General features: G+C 61.6%; 12 protein-coding genes. 2 read left to right on the top strand and 10 right to left on the bottom strand.

Features of this window, described 5'->3' with window-relative positions:
• Window positions 1-163: 163 nt before the first annotated feature.
• From SOP85_RS13525 to SOP85_RS13570, 10 genes are all read right to left on the bottom strand, one after another.
• The gene (locus SOP85_RS13525; RefSeq protein ID WP_274075433.1) at window positions 164-1,096 is read right to left on the bottom strand and encodes a phosphatidate cytidylyltransferase; all 933 of its coding nucleotides are present in this window, start codon (window positions 1,094-1,096) and stop codon (window positions 164-166) included.
• A 1-nt stretch (window position 1,097) separates the two neighbouring features.
• The gene (locus tag SOP85_RS13530) at window positions 1,098-1,718 is read right to left on the bottom strand and encodes a lysophospholipid acyltransferase family protein (RefSeq protein WP_323627226.1); all 621 of its coding nucleotides are present in this window, start codon (window positions 1,716-1,718) and stop codon (window positions 1,098-1,100) included.
• Between the two features lie 9 nt (window positions 1,719-1,727).
• Window positions 1,728-2,183 carry a hypothetical protein gene (locus SOP85_RS13535; RefSeq protein ID WP_323627227.1) on the bottom strand — a complete coding sequence of 152 codons (456 nt, stop codon included), beginning with the start codon at window positions 2,181-2,183 and terminating at the stop codon, window positions 1,728-1,730.
• Window positions 2,173-3,516: a phosphatase PAP2/dual specificity phosphatase family protein gene (locus SOP85_RS13540; RefSeq protein ID WP_323627229.1), complete on the bottom strand. Its 1,344-nt coding sequence runs from the start codon at window positions 3,514-3,516 to the stop codon at window positions 2,173-2,175. The genes SOP85_RS13535 and SOP85_RS13540 overlap by 11 nt, the downstream gene beginning before the upstream one ends.
• The gene (locus tag SOP85_RS13545; protein WP_323627230.1) at window positions 3,516-5,270 is read right to left on the bottom strand and encodes a bifunctional alpha/beta hydrolase/class I SAM-dependent methyltransferase; all 1,755 of its coding nucleotides are present in this window, start codon (window positions 5,268-5,270) and stop codon (window positions 3,516-3,518) included. Before SOP85_RS13545 ends, SOP85_RS13540 begins: the two co-directional genes overlap by 1 nt.
• A gap of 10 nt (window positions 5,271-5,280) precedes the next feature.
• Complete coding sequence (locus SOP85_RS13550) at window positions 5,281-5,904, bottom strand: CDP-alcohol phosphatidyltransferase family protein (protein ID WP_323627231.1); 624 nt, start codon at window positions 5,902-5,904, stop codon at window positions 5,281-5,283.
• A 119-nt stretch (window positions 5,905-6,023) separates the two neighbouring features.
• Entirely contained in the window at window positions 6,024-6,638 is a 615-nt protein-coding gene (locus SOP85_RS13555; RefSeq protein WP_274075427.1) for a hypothetical protein, read from the bottom strand.
• Window positions 6,635-8,098, bottom strand: coding sequence for a PAAR domain-containing protein (locus tag SOP85_RS13560; protein ID WP_323627232.1), 1,464 nt, complete (start codon window positions 8,096-8,098; stop codon window positions 6,635-6,637). Before SOP85_RS13560 ends, SOP85_RS13555 begins: the two co-directional genes overlap by 4 nt.
• 162 nt (window positions 8,099-8,260) lie before the next feature.
• The gene (locus SOP85_RS13565; protein ID WP_274075425.1) at window positions 8,261-11,536 is read right to left on the bottom strand and encodes a PAS domain S-box protein; all 3,276 of its coding nucleotides are present in this window, start codon (window positions 11,534-11,536) and stop codon (window positions 8,261-8,263) included.
• A 66-nt stretch (window positions 11,537-11,602) separates the two neighbouring features.
• A complete protein-coding gene (locus SOP85_RS13570) occupies window positions 11,603-12,493 on the bottom strand; it encodes a LysR family transcriptional regulator (RefSeq protein ID WP_323627233.1) in 891 nt (296 codons plus the stop codon).
• A gap of 148 nt (window positions 12,494-12,641) precedes the next feature.
• On the opposite strand from SOP85_RS13570, the gene leuC reads away from it, so the two are divergent.
• Both leuC and leuD read left to right on the top strand, forming a co-directional pair.
• Window positions 12,642-14,060 (top strand): 3-isopropylmalate dehydratase large subunit, encoded by a 1,419-nt coding sequence (gene leuC / locus SOP85_RS13575; RefSeq protein ID WP_274075423.1) that lies wholly within the window; start codon window positions 12,642-12,644, stop codon window positions 14,058-14,060.
• 11 nt (window positions 14,061-14,071) lie between these two features.
• On the top strand, window positions 14,072-14,716 hold the full coding sequence (gene leuD, locus SOP85_RS13580) for a 3-isopropylmalate dehydratase small subunit (protein WP_077185516.1): 645 nt from the start codon (window positions 14,072-14,074) through the stop codon (window positions 14,714-14,716).
• Window positions 14,717-14,719 lie beyond the last annotated feature (3 nt).

The raw sequence follows: 14,719 nt of genomic DNA on the forward strand, positions 1-14,719 counted from the left end.
AAGTTGTGGGTCAGTTCCAGTGCCCGAGCGAGACGCATAAAAAAATCCGATGCCAGTTCAGGCATCGGATTTTGATTTCTTGCGGCCAAAGGTCAAGCGAGATGGCTTAACTGATCGGCATTAGCCATCAGGCGCCCTTTTTTGTGGGCGTGATTCGGTGGGGTCAAGTCCAGCCATAGCGCACCAGATGGAAGAAGATCGGCGCCGCAAAGCACACCGAGTCCAGTCGATCGAGCATGCCGCCATGGCCTTCGATCATGTGCCCCCAGTCCTTGACGCCACGGTCGCGCTTGATCGCCGACATGACGATGCCGCCGGCGAACCCCAGTAAGTTGATCAGCAGGGCGATGACCAGTGACTGCCAGGGGGTGAACGGCGTGATCCACCACAAGGCACAGCCGATCAGCGAGGCCAGGACAATGCCGCCGACAAACCCTTCCAGGGTCTTGGAGGGCGACAGGTTCGGGGCGATCTTGCGTTTGCCGAACAATTTGCCGCACACGTACTGCAGTACATCCGACATCTGCACCACAATCACCAGATAGGCGATCAACAGCAGGTTGCGCCCCTCATACCCGACGATGTCCAACGTCAGCAGGGCGGGCACATGGGAGACGCAGAACACCGCGATCATCAGGCCCCACTGGACTTTCGAGGCGCGCTCGAGGAAGTGCGTGCTGTCGCCGCCCAGGGAAGCGAGGATCGGCAGGAGCAAAAACACGTAGACCGGAATGAAGATCGAAAACAGCCCGTACCAGTCGTAGTAGATCAACAGGTACTGCAGCGGCAGCGCCAGGTAGAAGGCCGCGACCAATGCCGGGTAGTCGCTGCGGCGGGTGGGCGTGAGGGTGAGGAATTCGCGCAGGGCGTAGAACGACACGGTGTAGAACAGCAGGATCACCGCGCCGGTGCCGAGCCAGAAGGCGACCCCGATCACCAGCACCATCACCCACCAGGCGTTGATCCGCGCGTTGAGGTTGTCGATCACCGGGTTGTCGGTACCGCGGGTGCGGCGCTTGAGCACCAGGCCGATGATCGAGGCCAGCAGCAGGAACGCGCCAATCCCGGCGAACAACATCAAGGTCTGTCTGTCCATGTCAGGCATGCTCCCCGGCCAGGCTCAGCAGCGCTTCGCGACTGCGTTCGAGGAACTGCGCCTTGCTTTCGTCTTCGTCGATGGCCAGCGCGGCACCAAAGCTGATGGTGCATAACAGCGGCAGCGGCAGCACACGCCCCTTGGGCATGACGCGGTTGAGATTGGCGATCCACACCGGGATTACCTGCGCCTGGGGATACTGCTTTGCCAGGTGATACAGCCCGCTCTTGAAGGGCAACAGGCCGTCTTCGGGATTGCGGGTGCCTTCCGGAAAAAGGATCAGCGAATCGCCGCTCGCCAGGGCGTCGAGCATTGGCTGCAAGGGATTGTCGGTACTGTCCTTGCGCTCGCGGTCAATCAGCACGCCGTTGAACACCCGGTTGATGATGTACCGGCGCAGGGGGCTTTTGAGCCAGTAATCCGCACCGGCAACCGGTCGCGTGATGCGGCGCAAGGTCGGCGGCAAGGAGGCCCACAACAGCACGAAATCGCCATGACTGCTGTGGTTGGCGAAGTAGATGCGCTGTACCGGTTGCGGCGCACAACCGAGCCAAAGGCTGCGCGCTCCGGTGAGCAGGCGCGCGGCCGAGGTGATGAGGGTGGCAACCACGGGTTCCAGCATGAGAGCTCCTTATTCGGCATAGGCCAGCCAGGGGGTGGCCAGGATGAACACCAGGGTCAACAACAGTTGGGCCGCCACCAGCAATGCCTGGCGGCGTAACAGTTTCAAGGCGCCGGCGATGCGTTCGCTCCAGGGGCGGCCGCCGCGCTCGGCAGGTTGCAGGCCCAGGGCCGTCAGCGCCTGGTCCAGGTCTTGGGTGCGCTGGGGCAAGTCTTCGGCACGGTCGGCCAGATGGCAGAACAGATCGGCGTCGAAGGCTACCCGCAGTGCCCAGTATTTTTGCCACAGGCCGAGCACCAGTAGTCCGCCGCTGCAGGCCAGGCTCCACAACCCCGGGCCGGGCATCAGGTACTGGCCCAGGCCGAGCAAGGCGCCGAGCAGGGTGAGGCCGCAGGACAATCGATCCAGGGAGTCGCCACGACGCAACAGACTGGCTGTCACCTGCAGTTGCATATCAATGGACACCTTTCTTCTCCATGCGGGTCGCCAGCGGCTCCAGCGCCTCTCGGTGCAGGAGACCCAGAACAATCCCCGGGCGTGCGCGCTGGATCACCAAAAAGGCTTCGGCGACACTGCTGGCCCGCCCGGTGTGCAGCAGCCAGGCGGCGACTGCGGTGGCGCTGCGCGAATAGCCCAAGGCGCAGCAGACCAGTAGCGGCCCGTGCTGGCGCAGGCTTTCGATGGCCAACGCGGCTTCCTGGCATTGCAAGGGGGTGGGGGTGGTCAAGTCCAGCACCGGCAGCGTGCGGTAGGCGACGCTGCCAGGATCGAGTGACAGTTCGGCACACAGGTCGAACACGGCACTGAAAGGGCTGCCCTTGAGTTCCAGGCCAGTCGGTATACGCCCCAGCCAGACGTCATCGAGCACCTGGTCAGGCTGCGGATTGTTGCGCGTCCACAGGCGCGAGTTGAGCCAGGCGGCAGCCAGGTAGGGCGCCATCAACCAGCGTGCGGCAGGGGACAGGCGTCCATCGGCGCCTTTCTGAAAACCTTCTGCACCCAGCACGGCGTAATTGAGCACCACCAGCAGCAAGGCCGATGCAGGCCAGGTCAGCCACAGCCAGATGCCCCCGAAGCTGAAGGCCGGGACGGCAAAAGCAGCAGCCCCCACCAGGTAATACAGCGCCAGTTGCCAGCGTTTTTTCCCGGTTGGCAGTCGGGCGCGCTGCAATGGGCCAGGTCCCTCCAGTGGCCACAGCCAGACACACAGCCAGCCAAGCAGCACGCCGGTCGGCAGATCGATGAAGTGGTGCTGGTAAGTGGTCAGCACCGAGATCCCGATGAGGATGAACCAGGCATGCATCAATCCGCGCCAGAGGCCCTGCAAGTGTCTGTGATAGCAGGTCCACAGGATCACCAGCAAGGCGATGTGCAGGGATGGCGCCTGATTGAATGGCTTGTCAAAGCCTGCCAGGACATCGAACAGCCAGCCGAATACGCCGTCCAGTTCCGGCCGGGCGAAGGTGAAGCGCAACGGCCAGATCAGGAAACAGCTGACCGCAATGAGTTGCGCGGTCAGCAGGCGCAAGGCGTGGCGCTTGAGTTCCTGGCGACTGTCGGGCAGCAGCAGGGACAAACCGTACAGCAAGTCGATGGACCAGTAGGGAACAATGGTCCAGGCCCAGAACGGCATGTGGTTTTCCCAGCCGAACACCAGGCTGCCGACATCGTCGCGCTGGGTGGTGTACCAAGTGGCGAAGCCGTAGGTGCCGAAGAACAATGGCGCCAGGAGCAGCAACCAGAGCAGCGCAGGTTTGAGCAAACCGGGTTCGCGTGTTGTCGTCGTGTTGCGCAGCATCAAGACACCCGTTGCGCGAGAGCCACGCTGAAAATGCCCCACTCGTCGACGCGCATGCTGACCTTGCGAAAGCCGGCGGCCTCCACCAGTTGGTCCATTTCCACCTGGGTGCGCCGGCGCATGACCCAGGCCTGGCCTTCACGGTGGCTGGTCAAGGCGCGGGCGATCAGTTCCAGTTGCGGGTGCCAGGGTTGGCCGGTATAGACCAGGTATCCGCCAGGCTCCACGGCTTCGGCCAGGCCAGCTAGGGAAGCCGCGACCATCTGGTTGTCGGCGAAAAGCTCGTACAGACCGGAGACCACCGCCAGGGTCGGCTTGGGTTGCAGCGCAGCCAGGTCGGCACGGTCGAAGGCGTCGCCCTTGACGAATTGTGCGATCCCTTCCAGGCCTTTCTCGCGGATCAGCGCGCTTCCGTCGCGCACGTTGATGTCGCTGTAGTCGCGCAACAGGATCGACTCGGGTAACGGGCTGACGCCCTGAAGGGCTTCGAGAATGTAGCGTCCGTGGCCGGCGGCGATGTCGACGATGCGCACTTCGCGGCCCTGGTCGCGCAATTGCTGCATCGCCAGGCGCAGCAGTTCTTCGACGTGCAGCTTGCGTTGGCGAATGCCGCGCCAGCCGATGGAATCGAGGTAATTGCGGTCGATCAGGCGGCCGACACCCGACTTGCCCGTGGCTGTGTTGCGGTAGACGTAGTCCAGGGTGCTGCCGGAGTCGAAGCCGGTGTCGAACCCCAGCTTGATCCCGGACGACAGTTGGCTGCCCAGGCGCATGCTGGCGCGGGTCATGCGCCAATACAGGTCGCGCAGTGAGTTGTGCGGCAGCGGCGCGGCCAGTGATTCGGATTCGGCGCAGGTCAGGCCCAGGCGATCGGCATTCAGCAGGCTGGGGCGTTCGCTCGGCTGTGCGAAGTTCTGCTGGATGAAGCGACGTGCGCTGGCGACGGCGTGCCCGCGGTTCTTTTCGCCCAGGGTGTCGTGGAAGAACCCCGGCAGGATGTGTTTTTCCTTGCGCAGGCTGCCCAGGCGCTCGAAGAACTGCTCCTGGGGTTGGCGATGCACGACAAAGTCGGCACCGGAGATCAACAACTGTGTGGGTATCGTGATGGCCTGGGCATCGGCCACGACACGCTCGGCGGCCTCGTAGAGACCGAGCAGGACATTGACTGAAATGGCCTTGGTGATCAGCGGATCGCTGTCATAACTGGCGACGCGCTGCGGGTCGTGGCTGAGAAAGCGCGCCTTGACGTAGCTGTTGACGAAAAAATTGCCGCGCCATCGACGCATCAGTGCCAATCCCTGGCGGGCGAAGGGCACATAGAGCTTGACCTTGAACGCCGGGGACGCCAGCACCAGCGCTCGGATGCGTGGCGCGTAATCGTGGGCCCAGGTGGCGACGATCACCGCGCCGACGCTTTGCGCGATCACCGCAATATTTTCTTCGTCGATCTGATAAGTCGCGCTCAGGTGCTCACAGAAAGTCTGCACGTCCCGCACGCTGGTGGCAAAGCCGGGGCTGTCGCCCCGGGCGCCCGGCGAGAGGCCATGGCCCCGGGCATCCCAGGCAAAGAAGTCAAAACCGGGCAGGTCCAGTTCATCCACCAGATGGGCAATGCGCCCGGAGTGTTCGTGGCCGCGGTGAAACAGCAAAACCGCCTTGCGCGGCTCCCCAGGTTCCGGGGTGCCGGGCCAGTGTCGATAGAACAGTTGCACGTCATCGTGGGTGGTGAATGTCTGTTGTTGTGCTTCGCGCATTGCCATTTCCTTAGGCTGAAGAGCTGTCAATTTGTGCTTCCCTGAGGCCCTGGCGGACCCGGTTGATCAAGGTATAAACCAGCAGCATCGCGATGATCGCGAACACCGTGTTGATCCAGAACGCGCCGATCCAGCCCGGTACGATGCCAGCGGCCACCACCCCCAGGACAAACGCCCGGTCACTTTTGCCCATGGGCCCGTCATAGCGCCGCGAAGCCCCGACCATCGACCCCAGCACGCCGCTGTACTCGCTGAACAAGGCGAGCAGCGCCACCAGCAACACCAGCCACAGGCTGACGCCGGGCAGCAGGGCGAACGGCAGGATCAGGGCGCAGTCGGCAGTGATGTCGCACAGCTCATTCAAATACGCCCCCAAACGCGACTGCTGGTTGAATTCCCGAGCCAGCATGCCGTCGATGGCGTTGAGCGCCATGCGCACGATCATCCAGATCGGTACCAGTGCAAAGACCCAAGGGTGATGCACGAAACTTGCGATCACCAAGCCCACCAGGATCGAGCCGATGCCGGCGATCAGGGTGATCTGGTTGGCGGTGGTGCCGTTGTCGAACAGGCGCCGGACCAGGGGGCGCAGGAGGTTTTGGAACGCGGGTTTGATCTGGTAGATGCTGGGCACGTTGGAGAGGTCTCGGCCTTGGATAGTTGGGGCTGGGGATATGGTTACTGAGTGTAGATGGCATCTTGGGATGGATTTGGTGATGGCGCCTGGTGTGTGGGGTTAATGCTCGAAGCATGTCAGGGATTCGTCCATGGCGTGGCCAGTGACAGCGTGATGAGGTAACGCTCCTCGGTGGGGTGCCTGTAATCCGTGAAACGATTGACCACCATCATCACCTGATACTGGGTGCCTGCATGCCAGTAGGATGTGCCGCCTTTGTTTGCATCGCGTAATTGGGCACGCCAATGCGGCATGTCCGCGAACGGTGGGAAGTCATTGACCCTGATGGGTACCCAGCCAGCATTGCGCCATTGCTCCTGTAGATCCAGCACGACCTTGAGTGTGTCGTCGAGCAGCAGCGGCTCGATTTGTGGGGACATGCGGACACTGCTGACCCGCTCATCATCGAAACTCACGGTAAAGAAACGGGCCAATGGGGTCACAAAGCCGTATTGAGGGTCTGCGAAGCGCAGGCGAGCATCAGACTTGGCCTGCCGCCCCCAATAGTGTCCGGGAATGGCTGGATCAATGGCCGCACTGGAGCGACGGCGCATATCCTCCCAAGGTTCGCCAATCAACAGGGCAATTTCCGGCTCATCCGAGAGGGCCTCAATCGCTGCCAATGTCAGGAGGGCCGCGACCGCCAGTGCCAACGCACCACGACGCCAGCCCACGCGTTGCAACAGGCTCATCGCACGCCTCCACCCCAGGCGATATCCCTAATCGACTGCTCAATCTGCCCGCGCTGGTTGCTGCGTAATAGATCATCAAACTGATCTGCGGCTCTGAGCACGAAGGGCATGCGCTGATTGATATCGGCCAGGTTGCCAGTGAGGCTGTTGCTGAAACCAACGGTACGTCCATCGTCGATACGGCCGCATTGACTGGCCAACGTCAGTTCGATGGCTTCGGCGGCGCCAGACGGGATACTGCTCAGGTAGGAAAGATGATTGCTGTACAGCAATGAGCTGAATCGCCAGTCGTTGTACATCGCTGGTTGCGGAATATTTTGTTGTTCGTGCCAAGCCAAATGTTCAACGCTTTTGGCGATGTTGCCCGCTTCTATCGCCTCAAAGGCTAGCAGGATTTCCTTGTGGTCAATCCCGAACTTCAGTGTTTTCTCGCCGACCGGCCACAGCACCGGATACTGCCCACTCCCATAGATGTTTTTCCGTGAAGGCAGACAATCCTTCAGCGCCTCCAGCCCACGTTCCCTGTAGAACACATGCAACGGATACACATCCAAAAACAGCGTGGTATTTCCCATGGCCAACATCTCGTACACAAATCTGTACATCCGTTGCGAGTACGTCAAGGGCATGTCGGCACCCCAGTGGGTGAAGCCCCACACCGGGTTGTCACGGTTGGCCTGTTCGTACTCGTGCTGGCGCTGCTCGAACTCGCGAATTTTCGCGCGCTTTTCCCACTCGCTGCGGCTGAACAAGCCTCCGAATCCTTGTCTGGCACTGTCCCTCAGTTGCTGTATCGCCTGCTCTTCCGCTTGCATCTTCTCGATCGTCTCGGCGGCGTGCAGCAATCCACAGCCCACCTGTTTCGAGGCGAAGGCCGCCAGCCCTGCCCACTGAAATCGTGGATCGAGGCGCCACAATTGCGCGTAGGCGGCATTGATCGCCTTGTTGCGCGTCTTCGGATCGGCGATCAGTTTGCCGCCCGGCGCCACGACGTTTTCGACCCTTTGCTGATACCCGCGCCAAAGGTTTTCACAGACTGTCCCCGGCCGTTCGCTGAGCGTGGGTGTGGGTGCCCGCGCTGAAGTGAAACTGGATTGTTGCGGTGTGACCGGGTTGTTGGGCGCAACCGGCGCGGCTTCCTGTTGAGGGTCGCTCCTCACGGCTTGCGGCGCTGCACCCTGTATGGACTCATAGCTGATGTTGGTAAACGAGGGGTTAAGCCCGGCCTTGCAGGGACAGCTGCTGCGGCTATCCAGCGAACCAGCTGCCAGCCTACCGTGACTGTCAAAGGACGAAATACCACCGACAATCTTGTAGGTTTCGTCGTTCTTGCCACAGGAAACCGGATCCCCCTCGCGAGCATGGGCGAAGCCGAACATCATGATGCGGGTATCGGTTTCCAGCACCTCGCCACCGCAACTGGTCTTGTCGCCCTTGCGAATGAAATATCCCTTGGCCATCGCTTGAACTCCTTGTCTGATGACGATCAAATTGCGCCTGCCTCCGAAGGAATGAAGGCAGGGCAAAGTGCAGCGCAAGGGTTCTATGCGAGGCAGTCAGGCGTAAATCGGACGCTTCCGGCACGCGTGTAGGAAAGGGATATTCAGCCAGTGAGGTCGTTCCTACAGGAGCTTCTGCAGATCCTCCACCGGTAGCGGCCGGCTATGCAGGTACCCCTGGTAGAGATGGCAGCCCAAGCCTTGCAGGAACTCTAGCTGTTCCACGGTCTCCACCCCTTCGGCGATGATCTTCAGTTCCAGGCTGCGGGCCATGGCGACGATGGCGCGGATGATCTCGGCGTCGTTGGGGTCGGTGGTGGCGTCGCGGATGAACGACTGGTCGATTTTCAGGGTGTCGACCGGCAGGCGCTTGAGGTAGGTGAGCGAGGAGTAACCGGTGCCGAAATCGTCCATGGCAAAGCTCACGCCGAGTTTTTTCAGGCGCAGCATCTTGTTGATGGTGTCTTCCAGGTTCTGGATGACGATGCCTTCGGTGATTTCCAGTTTCAGCAGCGAGCAGGGCAGGCCGTAGGTGGCGAGGCTGCTTTCGATGCGCTCGACGAAATCGTTCTGGCGGAACTGGCGCGGGCTGATGTTGACGCACAGGCTGAATTGCAGCGGGTCCACCAGGCCGTCGGCGATCAGTTTCTTGAAGGCCTGGCAGGCTTCGTCGACGATCCAGGTGCCGACCTCGAGGATCAGTCCGCTGTCTTCCAGGACCTTGATGAACTCGGTGGGCGACTGCGCGCCGAGCTCTGGATGATTCCAGCGCACCAGCGCTTCGGCACCGACGATGCGGTTGTCCCGGGCGTCCACCTGGGGTTGGTAATGCACGCGAAACTCACCACGCGACAGTGCCAGGCGCAGGTCGGTTTCCATGCGCAGGCGTTCGCTCGCGGCCTTCTGCATGGTGTTGTGGTACATCTGCGCGGTATTGCGCCCCGAATCCTTGGCCCGATAAAGGGCGATGTCGGCGCGCTTGAGCAAGTCGGTCGGCGTCGAGCCGTGGTCGGGAATCAAGGCAATGCCGATGCTCGGCGTCACCTGCAGGCGCTGGCCGTCGAGGAACATCGGTTCGGACAGCAGTTCACGAATGGTATCGGCCAGCTCGCGGACCTGATCGCTGACCTGGTTGCGCGTGCCTTCGAGGCCACTGAGCAACACCACGAACTCATCACCGCCCAGGCGCGCGACGGTGTCTTCCATGCGCACGCTGGCTTCCAGGCGCGCGGTGATGATTTTCAGCACCGTGTCGCCCACCGGATGGCCGAGGGAATCGTTGATGTGCTTGAAGTGGTCGAGGTCGAGGAACATCAAGGCGCCGCGCAGGTTGTGGCGTTTGAGCAGGGCGATCTGCTGGCTCAGGCGATCCATCAGCAGGGCGCGGTTGGGCAGGTTGGTCAGGGGGTCGTGGTAGGCCAGGTGGCGGATCTGCGCCTCGGCATTTTTCAGCAGGCTGACGTCCCGGGCGGTCAGCAGCAGGCACGCGGTTTCGTTGAGGGTGATGGGTTCTACCGAGACCTCGACCGTCAGCAGCTCGCCGCGCTTGTTGCGCCCGAGCATCTCCAGGTGATGTACCCGGCCCTTGATCTGCAGTTCGGCGAGTAAGGTCGAGCGCTGTTTCTCTTCGGCCCAGATCCCCACCTGGTACACGGTGCGGCCGATCACTTCGTCGGCGCGGTAGCCGGTCAGGCGGCAGAAACCGTCGTTGACCTCCAGATAACGTCCGGTATCGCGTTCAGTGATGGTGATGGCGTCGGGGCTGGAGTGGAAGGCCTTGGCGAACTTCTCTTCGCTGGCCTTGAGCGCCGCTTCCGAGCGTTGCTGCTGGGTGATGTCGCGTAAGGTGGTGACGACGCACGGCTGTTCGCTGACATTGATCTGGCGGCTGGAGATCACGCAGGTCAGCGACTGCCCGTCCTTGTGCTGGACGAGGATCGCGACATTGTTCAGGCCTTGCTCGCGGATCACCTGTTCGATCCGTTGCAGGCTTTTCGCCGAGGCGTCCCACAAACCGATTTCGTCGGCGCTGCGCCCGATCACATCGGCGGCGCTCCAGCCGAAGGTCTGGGTGAAGCTGGAATTGATTTCGATGAATTGCCCGGTGTCCTGGCGGGTCACGCAGATCGGGTCGGGGCTGACCTGGAACAGGGTGGCGAATTTCTCTTCGGAGGCCACCAGGCGTTGTTCGCGCTCGACCTGGTCGGTGATGTCGAGCAGGGTGCCGGCCATGCGCAAGGGCACGCCGTTTTCATCGCGGTAGAGGCGGGCGCGGCTCTCCAGATAGCGTGAGCTGCCATCCGGCATTTGCACCCGATAGGTCAGCTGGTAGTTGCCGGCCGGCCCTTCGCGCAGGCTGCGGTAGGCATCGCGCATGGTGTCGCGTTCTTCGCCGGGCACGCCTTCGAAAAACTCGTCGAAGGATTCGTGGAACGGCTTGGCCTCCATGCCGTGCAACTGTGCGGCGCGGGCCGAGCCATACAGCATGCCGCTGGGAATGTGCCAGTCCCAGGTGCCCAGTTGCGCCGAGTCCAGGGCCAGGTCGAGGCGCTCCTGGCTGTCTTTGAGGGCGTGTTCGGCGGCTTTGCGTTCGGTGGTGTCGAGGAAGGTGCTGAGCAGATAGGGCTGGCCTTCGAGTTCGACCTTTTGCGCACTGAGGATGCCATCGTGGATCTGCCCGTTGCTGGCGCGAAACTGCACCTCCATGCTGGTCAGCTCACCTTTGGCCTTGGTGGCCTTGACCAGTTGTGCGCGTTGTTCGGGGTTCACCCAGAGGCCCAGTTCCAGGGTGGTACGGCCGATCGCGTCCTGGACCGGCCAGCCGAACAGGCTTTCGAAATACTGGTTGGCTTCGGTGATCAGGCCGTCTTCCTGGCGCGTCAGCAGGACCATGTTCGGGCACAGGTGGAACAGCGTGGCGAAGCGTTTCTCCGAGCTACTCAGCGCCTGTTCGCGCTGGCGTTGGTGGGTGATTTCGCGGATCACGCCAATCATCCGTGGACGGCCGTGCTTGTCCGGCAGCAGGCTGCCGCTGATCTCCAGCCAGTGCAGGCTGCCGTCGGGCCAGCGAACGCGATGGTGCATTGCCTGCTCCAGCGGCGCGCCGCCGATCACGGCATGGAAGGCGCGAAGGGTCTTGGCCCGGTCTTCCACAGGCAACAAGTCAAGGTATTCCAGGTCGGCCGGCAACGGTTGCCGGGGATCGAAGCCAAACAGCGCCTGGGTGCCCCGGGACCAGCTGATCTGCCCACGCTCGATGTCCCAATACCAGGCGCCCAGGCGCGCGCCGTTGAGCGCGGCCAGCAGTTGCGAGGCACTTTCCCAGCTCTGTTCGGAGCTTTTCGGGTCAAGCGCCTGGATGCGCGGCATTGGCGGAATACGGTCAACAGATTTCGGCATTGGCAAGCCTTGGGCTGAATTGTGTATCGGGTACAGGAATTCGCGGCTCTATAGGAGTAGCACAAGTTAGCCTTGAGTCCCTGGCAGATCGATCTGGCCATCCAGCAAGGCCATGAAGGCCCGTGCTGCATTCGATAGCGTCCTTTCAGTGTGCAGGATATAGCCTAGCTGGCGAGTCAGTTGTATGCCCGGCAAAGGTATCCGCGCAACCTGGTCATCGAGCATGGTCCGTGGCAGGACGCTCCAGGCCAGGCCGATCGACACCATCATCTTGATCGTTTCCAGGTAATTGGTGCTCATGGCGATGTTCGGCGTCAGGCCCTGTGCTTCGAACAGGCGCTGGACGATGTGGTGGGTAAAGGTGTTGCCGCCGGGAAACACCGCCGGATGGCGGGCGATATCCACGAGGCTGACCTTGCCATTGTTGAGCAGCGAATGCTCGGGGGCGACCACGAAGTCCAGCGGGTCGTCCCACACCGGCGTCGCCTTGACCAGGGCATGGGGTTCCGGCGCCAGGGTGATCACCGCCAGTTCGGCCCTTCCGTGGAGGATTTCTTCGTAGGCCACTTCCGAATCGAGAAACTGGATATCCAGCGCCACCTCGGGATAGCGCCGGGTGAACTCCCTTAATAAGGGTGGCAAACGGTGCAGGCCGATGTGGTGACTGGTGGCCAGGGTCAGACGACCGCTCACCTGCCCGGTGAGGTTGGTCAGGGCGCGGCGCGTATCATCGAGGACATTGAGAATCTGGTAGGCCCGGGGCAGCAGGGCGCGGCCGGCTTCGGTCAGGCCGACTTCGCGGCCCAGCCGATCGAATAGCCGCACCTTCAGTTGCTGCTCCAGCCCGGCGATGCGCTTGCTGATCGCCGGCTGAGTCAGGTGCAAGCGTTCGCCGGCTCCGGAGAAGCTTCCGGTCTCGGCGATGGCAATAAAGGCATTAAGGTTGGCCAGGTCCATGCTCGTATTCCAGTTGGTTATCCAAAGCATAAAAAATATGAATTTGAGTTATTTAATGTAACCCCATAGGATCAGCCTCACAAGCCAAGGGGTTATTGAATCGCTCAAGACCCAGGGCATAGAAAGAAGCTGATGAGGAAACCGTCTGATGGCCGGCAAAACGCTCTACGACAAGCTCTGGGATTCGCATTTGGTCAAGCAGCGCGACGATGGCTCCGCGCTGATCTACATCGATCGTCACATCATCCATGAAGTGACCTCGCCACAAGCCTTCGAAGGCCTGCGGTTGGCCGGGCGCAAGCCATGGCGCATCGATGCCAACATCGCGACCCCGGACCACAACGTACCGACCACCCCTGAGCGCAAGGGCGGCATCGCGGCCATTGCCGACGAGGTTTCGCGTTTGCAGGTCCAGACCCTCGACGACAACTGCGATGAATACGGCATCGTCGAATTCAAGATGAACGACGTCCGCCAAGGCATCGTCCACGTCATCGGCCCGGAGCAGGGTGCCACCTTGCCGGGCATGACCGTGGTCTGCGGCGACTCCCATACCTCGACCCACGGCGCGTTTGGTGCCCTGGCTCACGGTATCGGCACCTCCGAGGTCGAGCATGTGCTCGCCACCCAGTGCCTGGTTGCTAAAAAGATGAAGAACATGCTGGTTTCCGTCGAAGGCAAGTTGCCGTTCGGCGTGACCGCCAAGGACATCGTCCTCGCCGTGATCGGCAAGATCGGCACCGCCGGCGGTAACGGCCACGCCATCGAGTTCGCCGGCAGCGCGATTCGTGACCTGTCCGTCGAAGGCCGCATGACCATCTGCAACATGTCCATCGAGGCCGGTGCCCGCGTTGGCCTGGTCGCTGCGGACGAAAAAACCGTGGCTTACGTGAAGGGCCGTCCATTCGCCCCGAAAGGCGCGGAATGGGACCTGGCCGTGGAAGCCTGGAAAGACCTGGTTTCTGATAAAGACGCCAAGTTCGACACCATCGTTGAACTCGACGCGACCCAGATCAAGCCGCAAGTCAGCTGGGGCACTTCGCCTGAGATGGTCCTGGCGGTGGATCAGAACGTGCCGGACCCAGCGAAGGAAATGGACCTGGTCAAACGCGATTCGATCGTGCGCGCCTTGAAATACATGGGTTTGACCGCCAACCAGGCGATCACCGACATTCAGCTTGATCGCGTGTTCATCGGCTCCTGCACCAACTCGCGGATCGAAGACTTGCGCGCCGCAGCCGTCATCGCCAAGGGCCGCAAAGTGGCCTCGACCATCAAGCAAGCCATCGTGGTGCCGGGCTCGGGCCTGGTGAAGGCGCAGGCCGAAGCCGAAGGTCTGGACAAGATCTTCCTTGAAGCCGGTTTCGAATGGCGTGAGCCGGGTTGCTCGATGTGCCTGGCGATGAACCCGGACCGTTTGGAGTCCGGCGAGCATTGCGCTTCCACGTCGAACCGAAATTTCGAAGGCCGTCAGGGCGCCGGTGGCCGTACCCACCTCGTCAGCCCGGCCATGGCCGCGGCCGCCGCTGTGAACGGTCGTTTCGTCGACGTCCGTGAATTGATCTAAAGGAGCGCAGCATGAAAGCTTTTACCCAGCACACTGGACTTGTCGCGCCTCTGGATCGTGCCAACGTCGACACCGACCAGATCATCCCGAAGCAGTTCCTGAAGTCGATCAAGCGCACCGGTTTCGGTCCGAACCTGTTCGACGAGTGGCGCTACCTGGATGTGGGGCAGCCGTATCAGGACAACTCCAAGCGTCCGCTGAACCAGGACTTCGTCCTCAACGCCGAGCGTTACCAGGGCGCCAGCGTACTGCTGGCCCGCGAGAACTTCGGTTGCGGCTCCAGCCGCGAGCACGCGCCATGGGCTTTGGAAGAATACGGTTTCCGCAGCATCATCGCGCCGAGCTATGCCGACATCTTCTTCAACAACAGCTTCAAGAACGGCTTGCTGCCGATCATCTTGAGCGATGCCGAAGTCGATGAGCTGTTCCAGCAGGTGGAAGCCAATCCGGGCTACCAGTTGCAGATCGATCTGCAGGCCCAGACCGTGACCCGTCCGGACGGCAAGGTGTTGAACTTTGAGATCGATGCCTTCCGCAAGCACTGCCTGCTCAACGGCCTGGACGATATCGGCCTGACCTTGCAGGACGGCGATGCGATTGCGGCGTTTGAAGCCAAGCATCGTGCGAGCCAGCCGTGGTTGTTTCGCGACGCGTAAAAA

It is taken from the genome of Pseudomonas sp. YuFO20 (genome assembly GCF_035064975.1).
Classification (GTDB): domain Bacteria; phylum Pseudomonadota; class Gammaproteobacteria; order Pseudomonadales; family Pseudomonadaceae; genus Aquipseudomonas; species Aquipseudomonas putida_AE.

What these genes read in the sequence shown, in the direction of transcription:
- SOP85_RS13525 (WP_274075433.1), bottom strand. Translation starts at nt 1,096, where the DNA reads ATGGACAGACAGACCTTGATGTTGTTCGCCGGGATTGGCGCGTTCCTG.
- SOP85_RS13530 (WP_323627226.1), bottom strand. Translation starts at nt 1,718, where the DNA reads ATGCTGGAACCCGTGGTTGCCACCCTCATCACCTCGGCCGCGCGCCTG.
- SOP85_RS13540 (WP_323627229.1), bottom strand. Translation starts at nt 3,516, where the DNA reads ATGCTGCGCAACACGACGACAACACGCGAACCCGGTTTGCTCAAACCT.
- SOP85_RS13545 (WP_323627230.1), bottom strand. Translation starts at nt 5,270, where the DNA reads ATGCGCGAAGCACAACAACAGACATTCACCACCCACGATGACGTGCAA.
- SOP85_RS13555 (WP_274075427.1), bottom strand. Translation starts at nt 6,638, where the DNA reads ATGAGCCTGTTGCAACGCGTGGGCTGGCGTCGTGGTGCGTTGGCACTG.
- SOP85_RS13560 (WP_323627232.1), bottom strand. Translation starts at nt 8,098, where the DNA reads ATGGCCAAGGGATATTTCATTCGCAAGGGCGACAAGACCAGTTGCGGT.
- SOP85_RS13565 (WP_274075425.1), bottom strand. Translation starts at nt 11,536, where the DNA reads ATGCCGAAATCTGTTGACCGTATTCCGCCAATGCCGCGCATCCAGGCG.
- SOP85_RS13570 (WP_323627233.1), bottom strand. Translation starts at nt 12,493, where the DNA reads ATGGACCTGGCCAACCTTAATGCCTTTATTGCCATCGCCGAGACCGGA.
- leuC (WP_274075423.1), top strand. Translation starts at nt 12,642, where the DNA reads ATGGCCGGCAAAACGCTCTACGACAAGCTCTGGGATTCGCATTTGGTC.
- leuD (WP_077185516.1), top strand. Translation starts at nt 14,072, where the DNA reads ATGAAAGCTTTTACCCAGCACACTGGACTTGTCGCGCCTCTGGATCGT.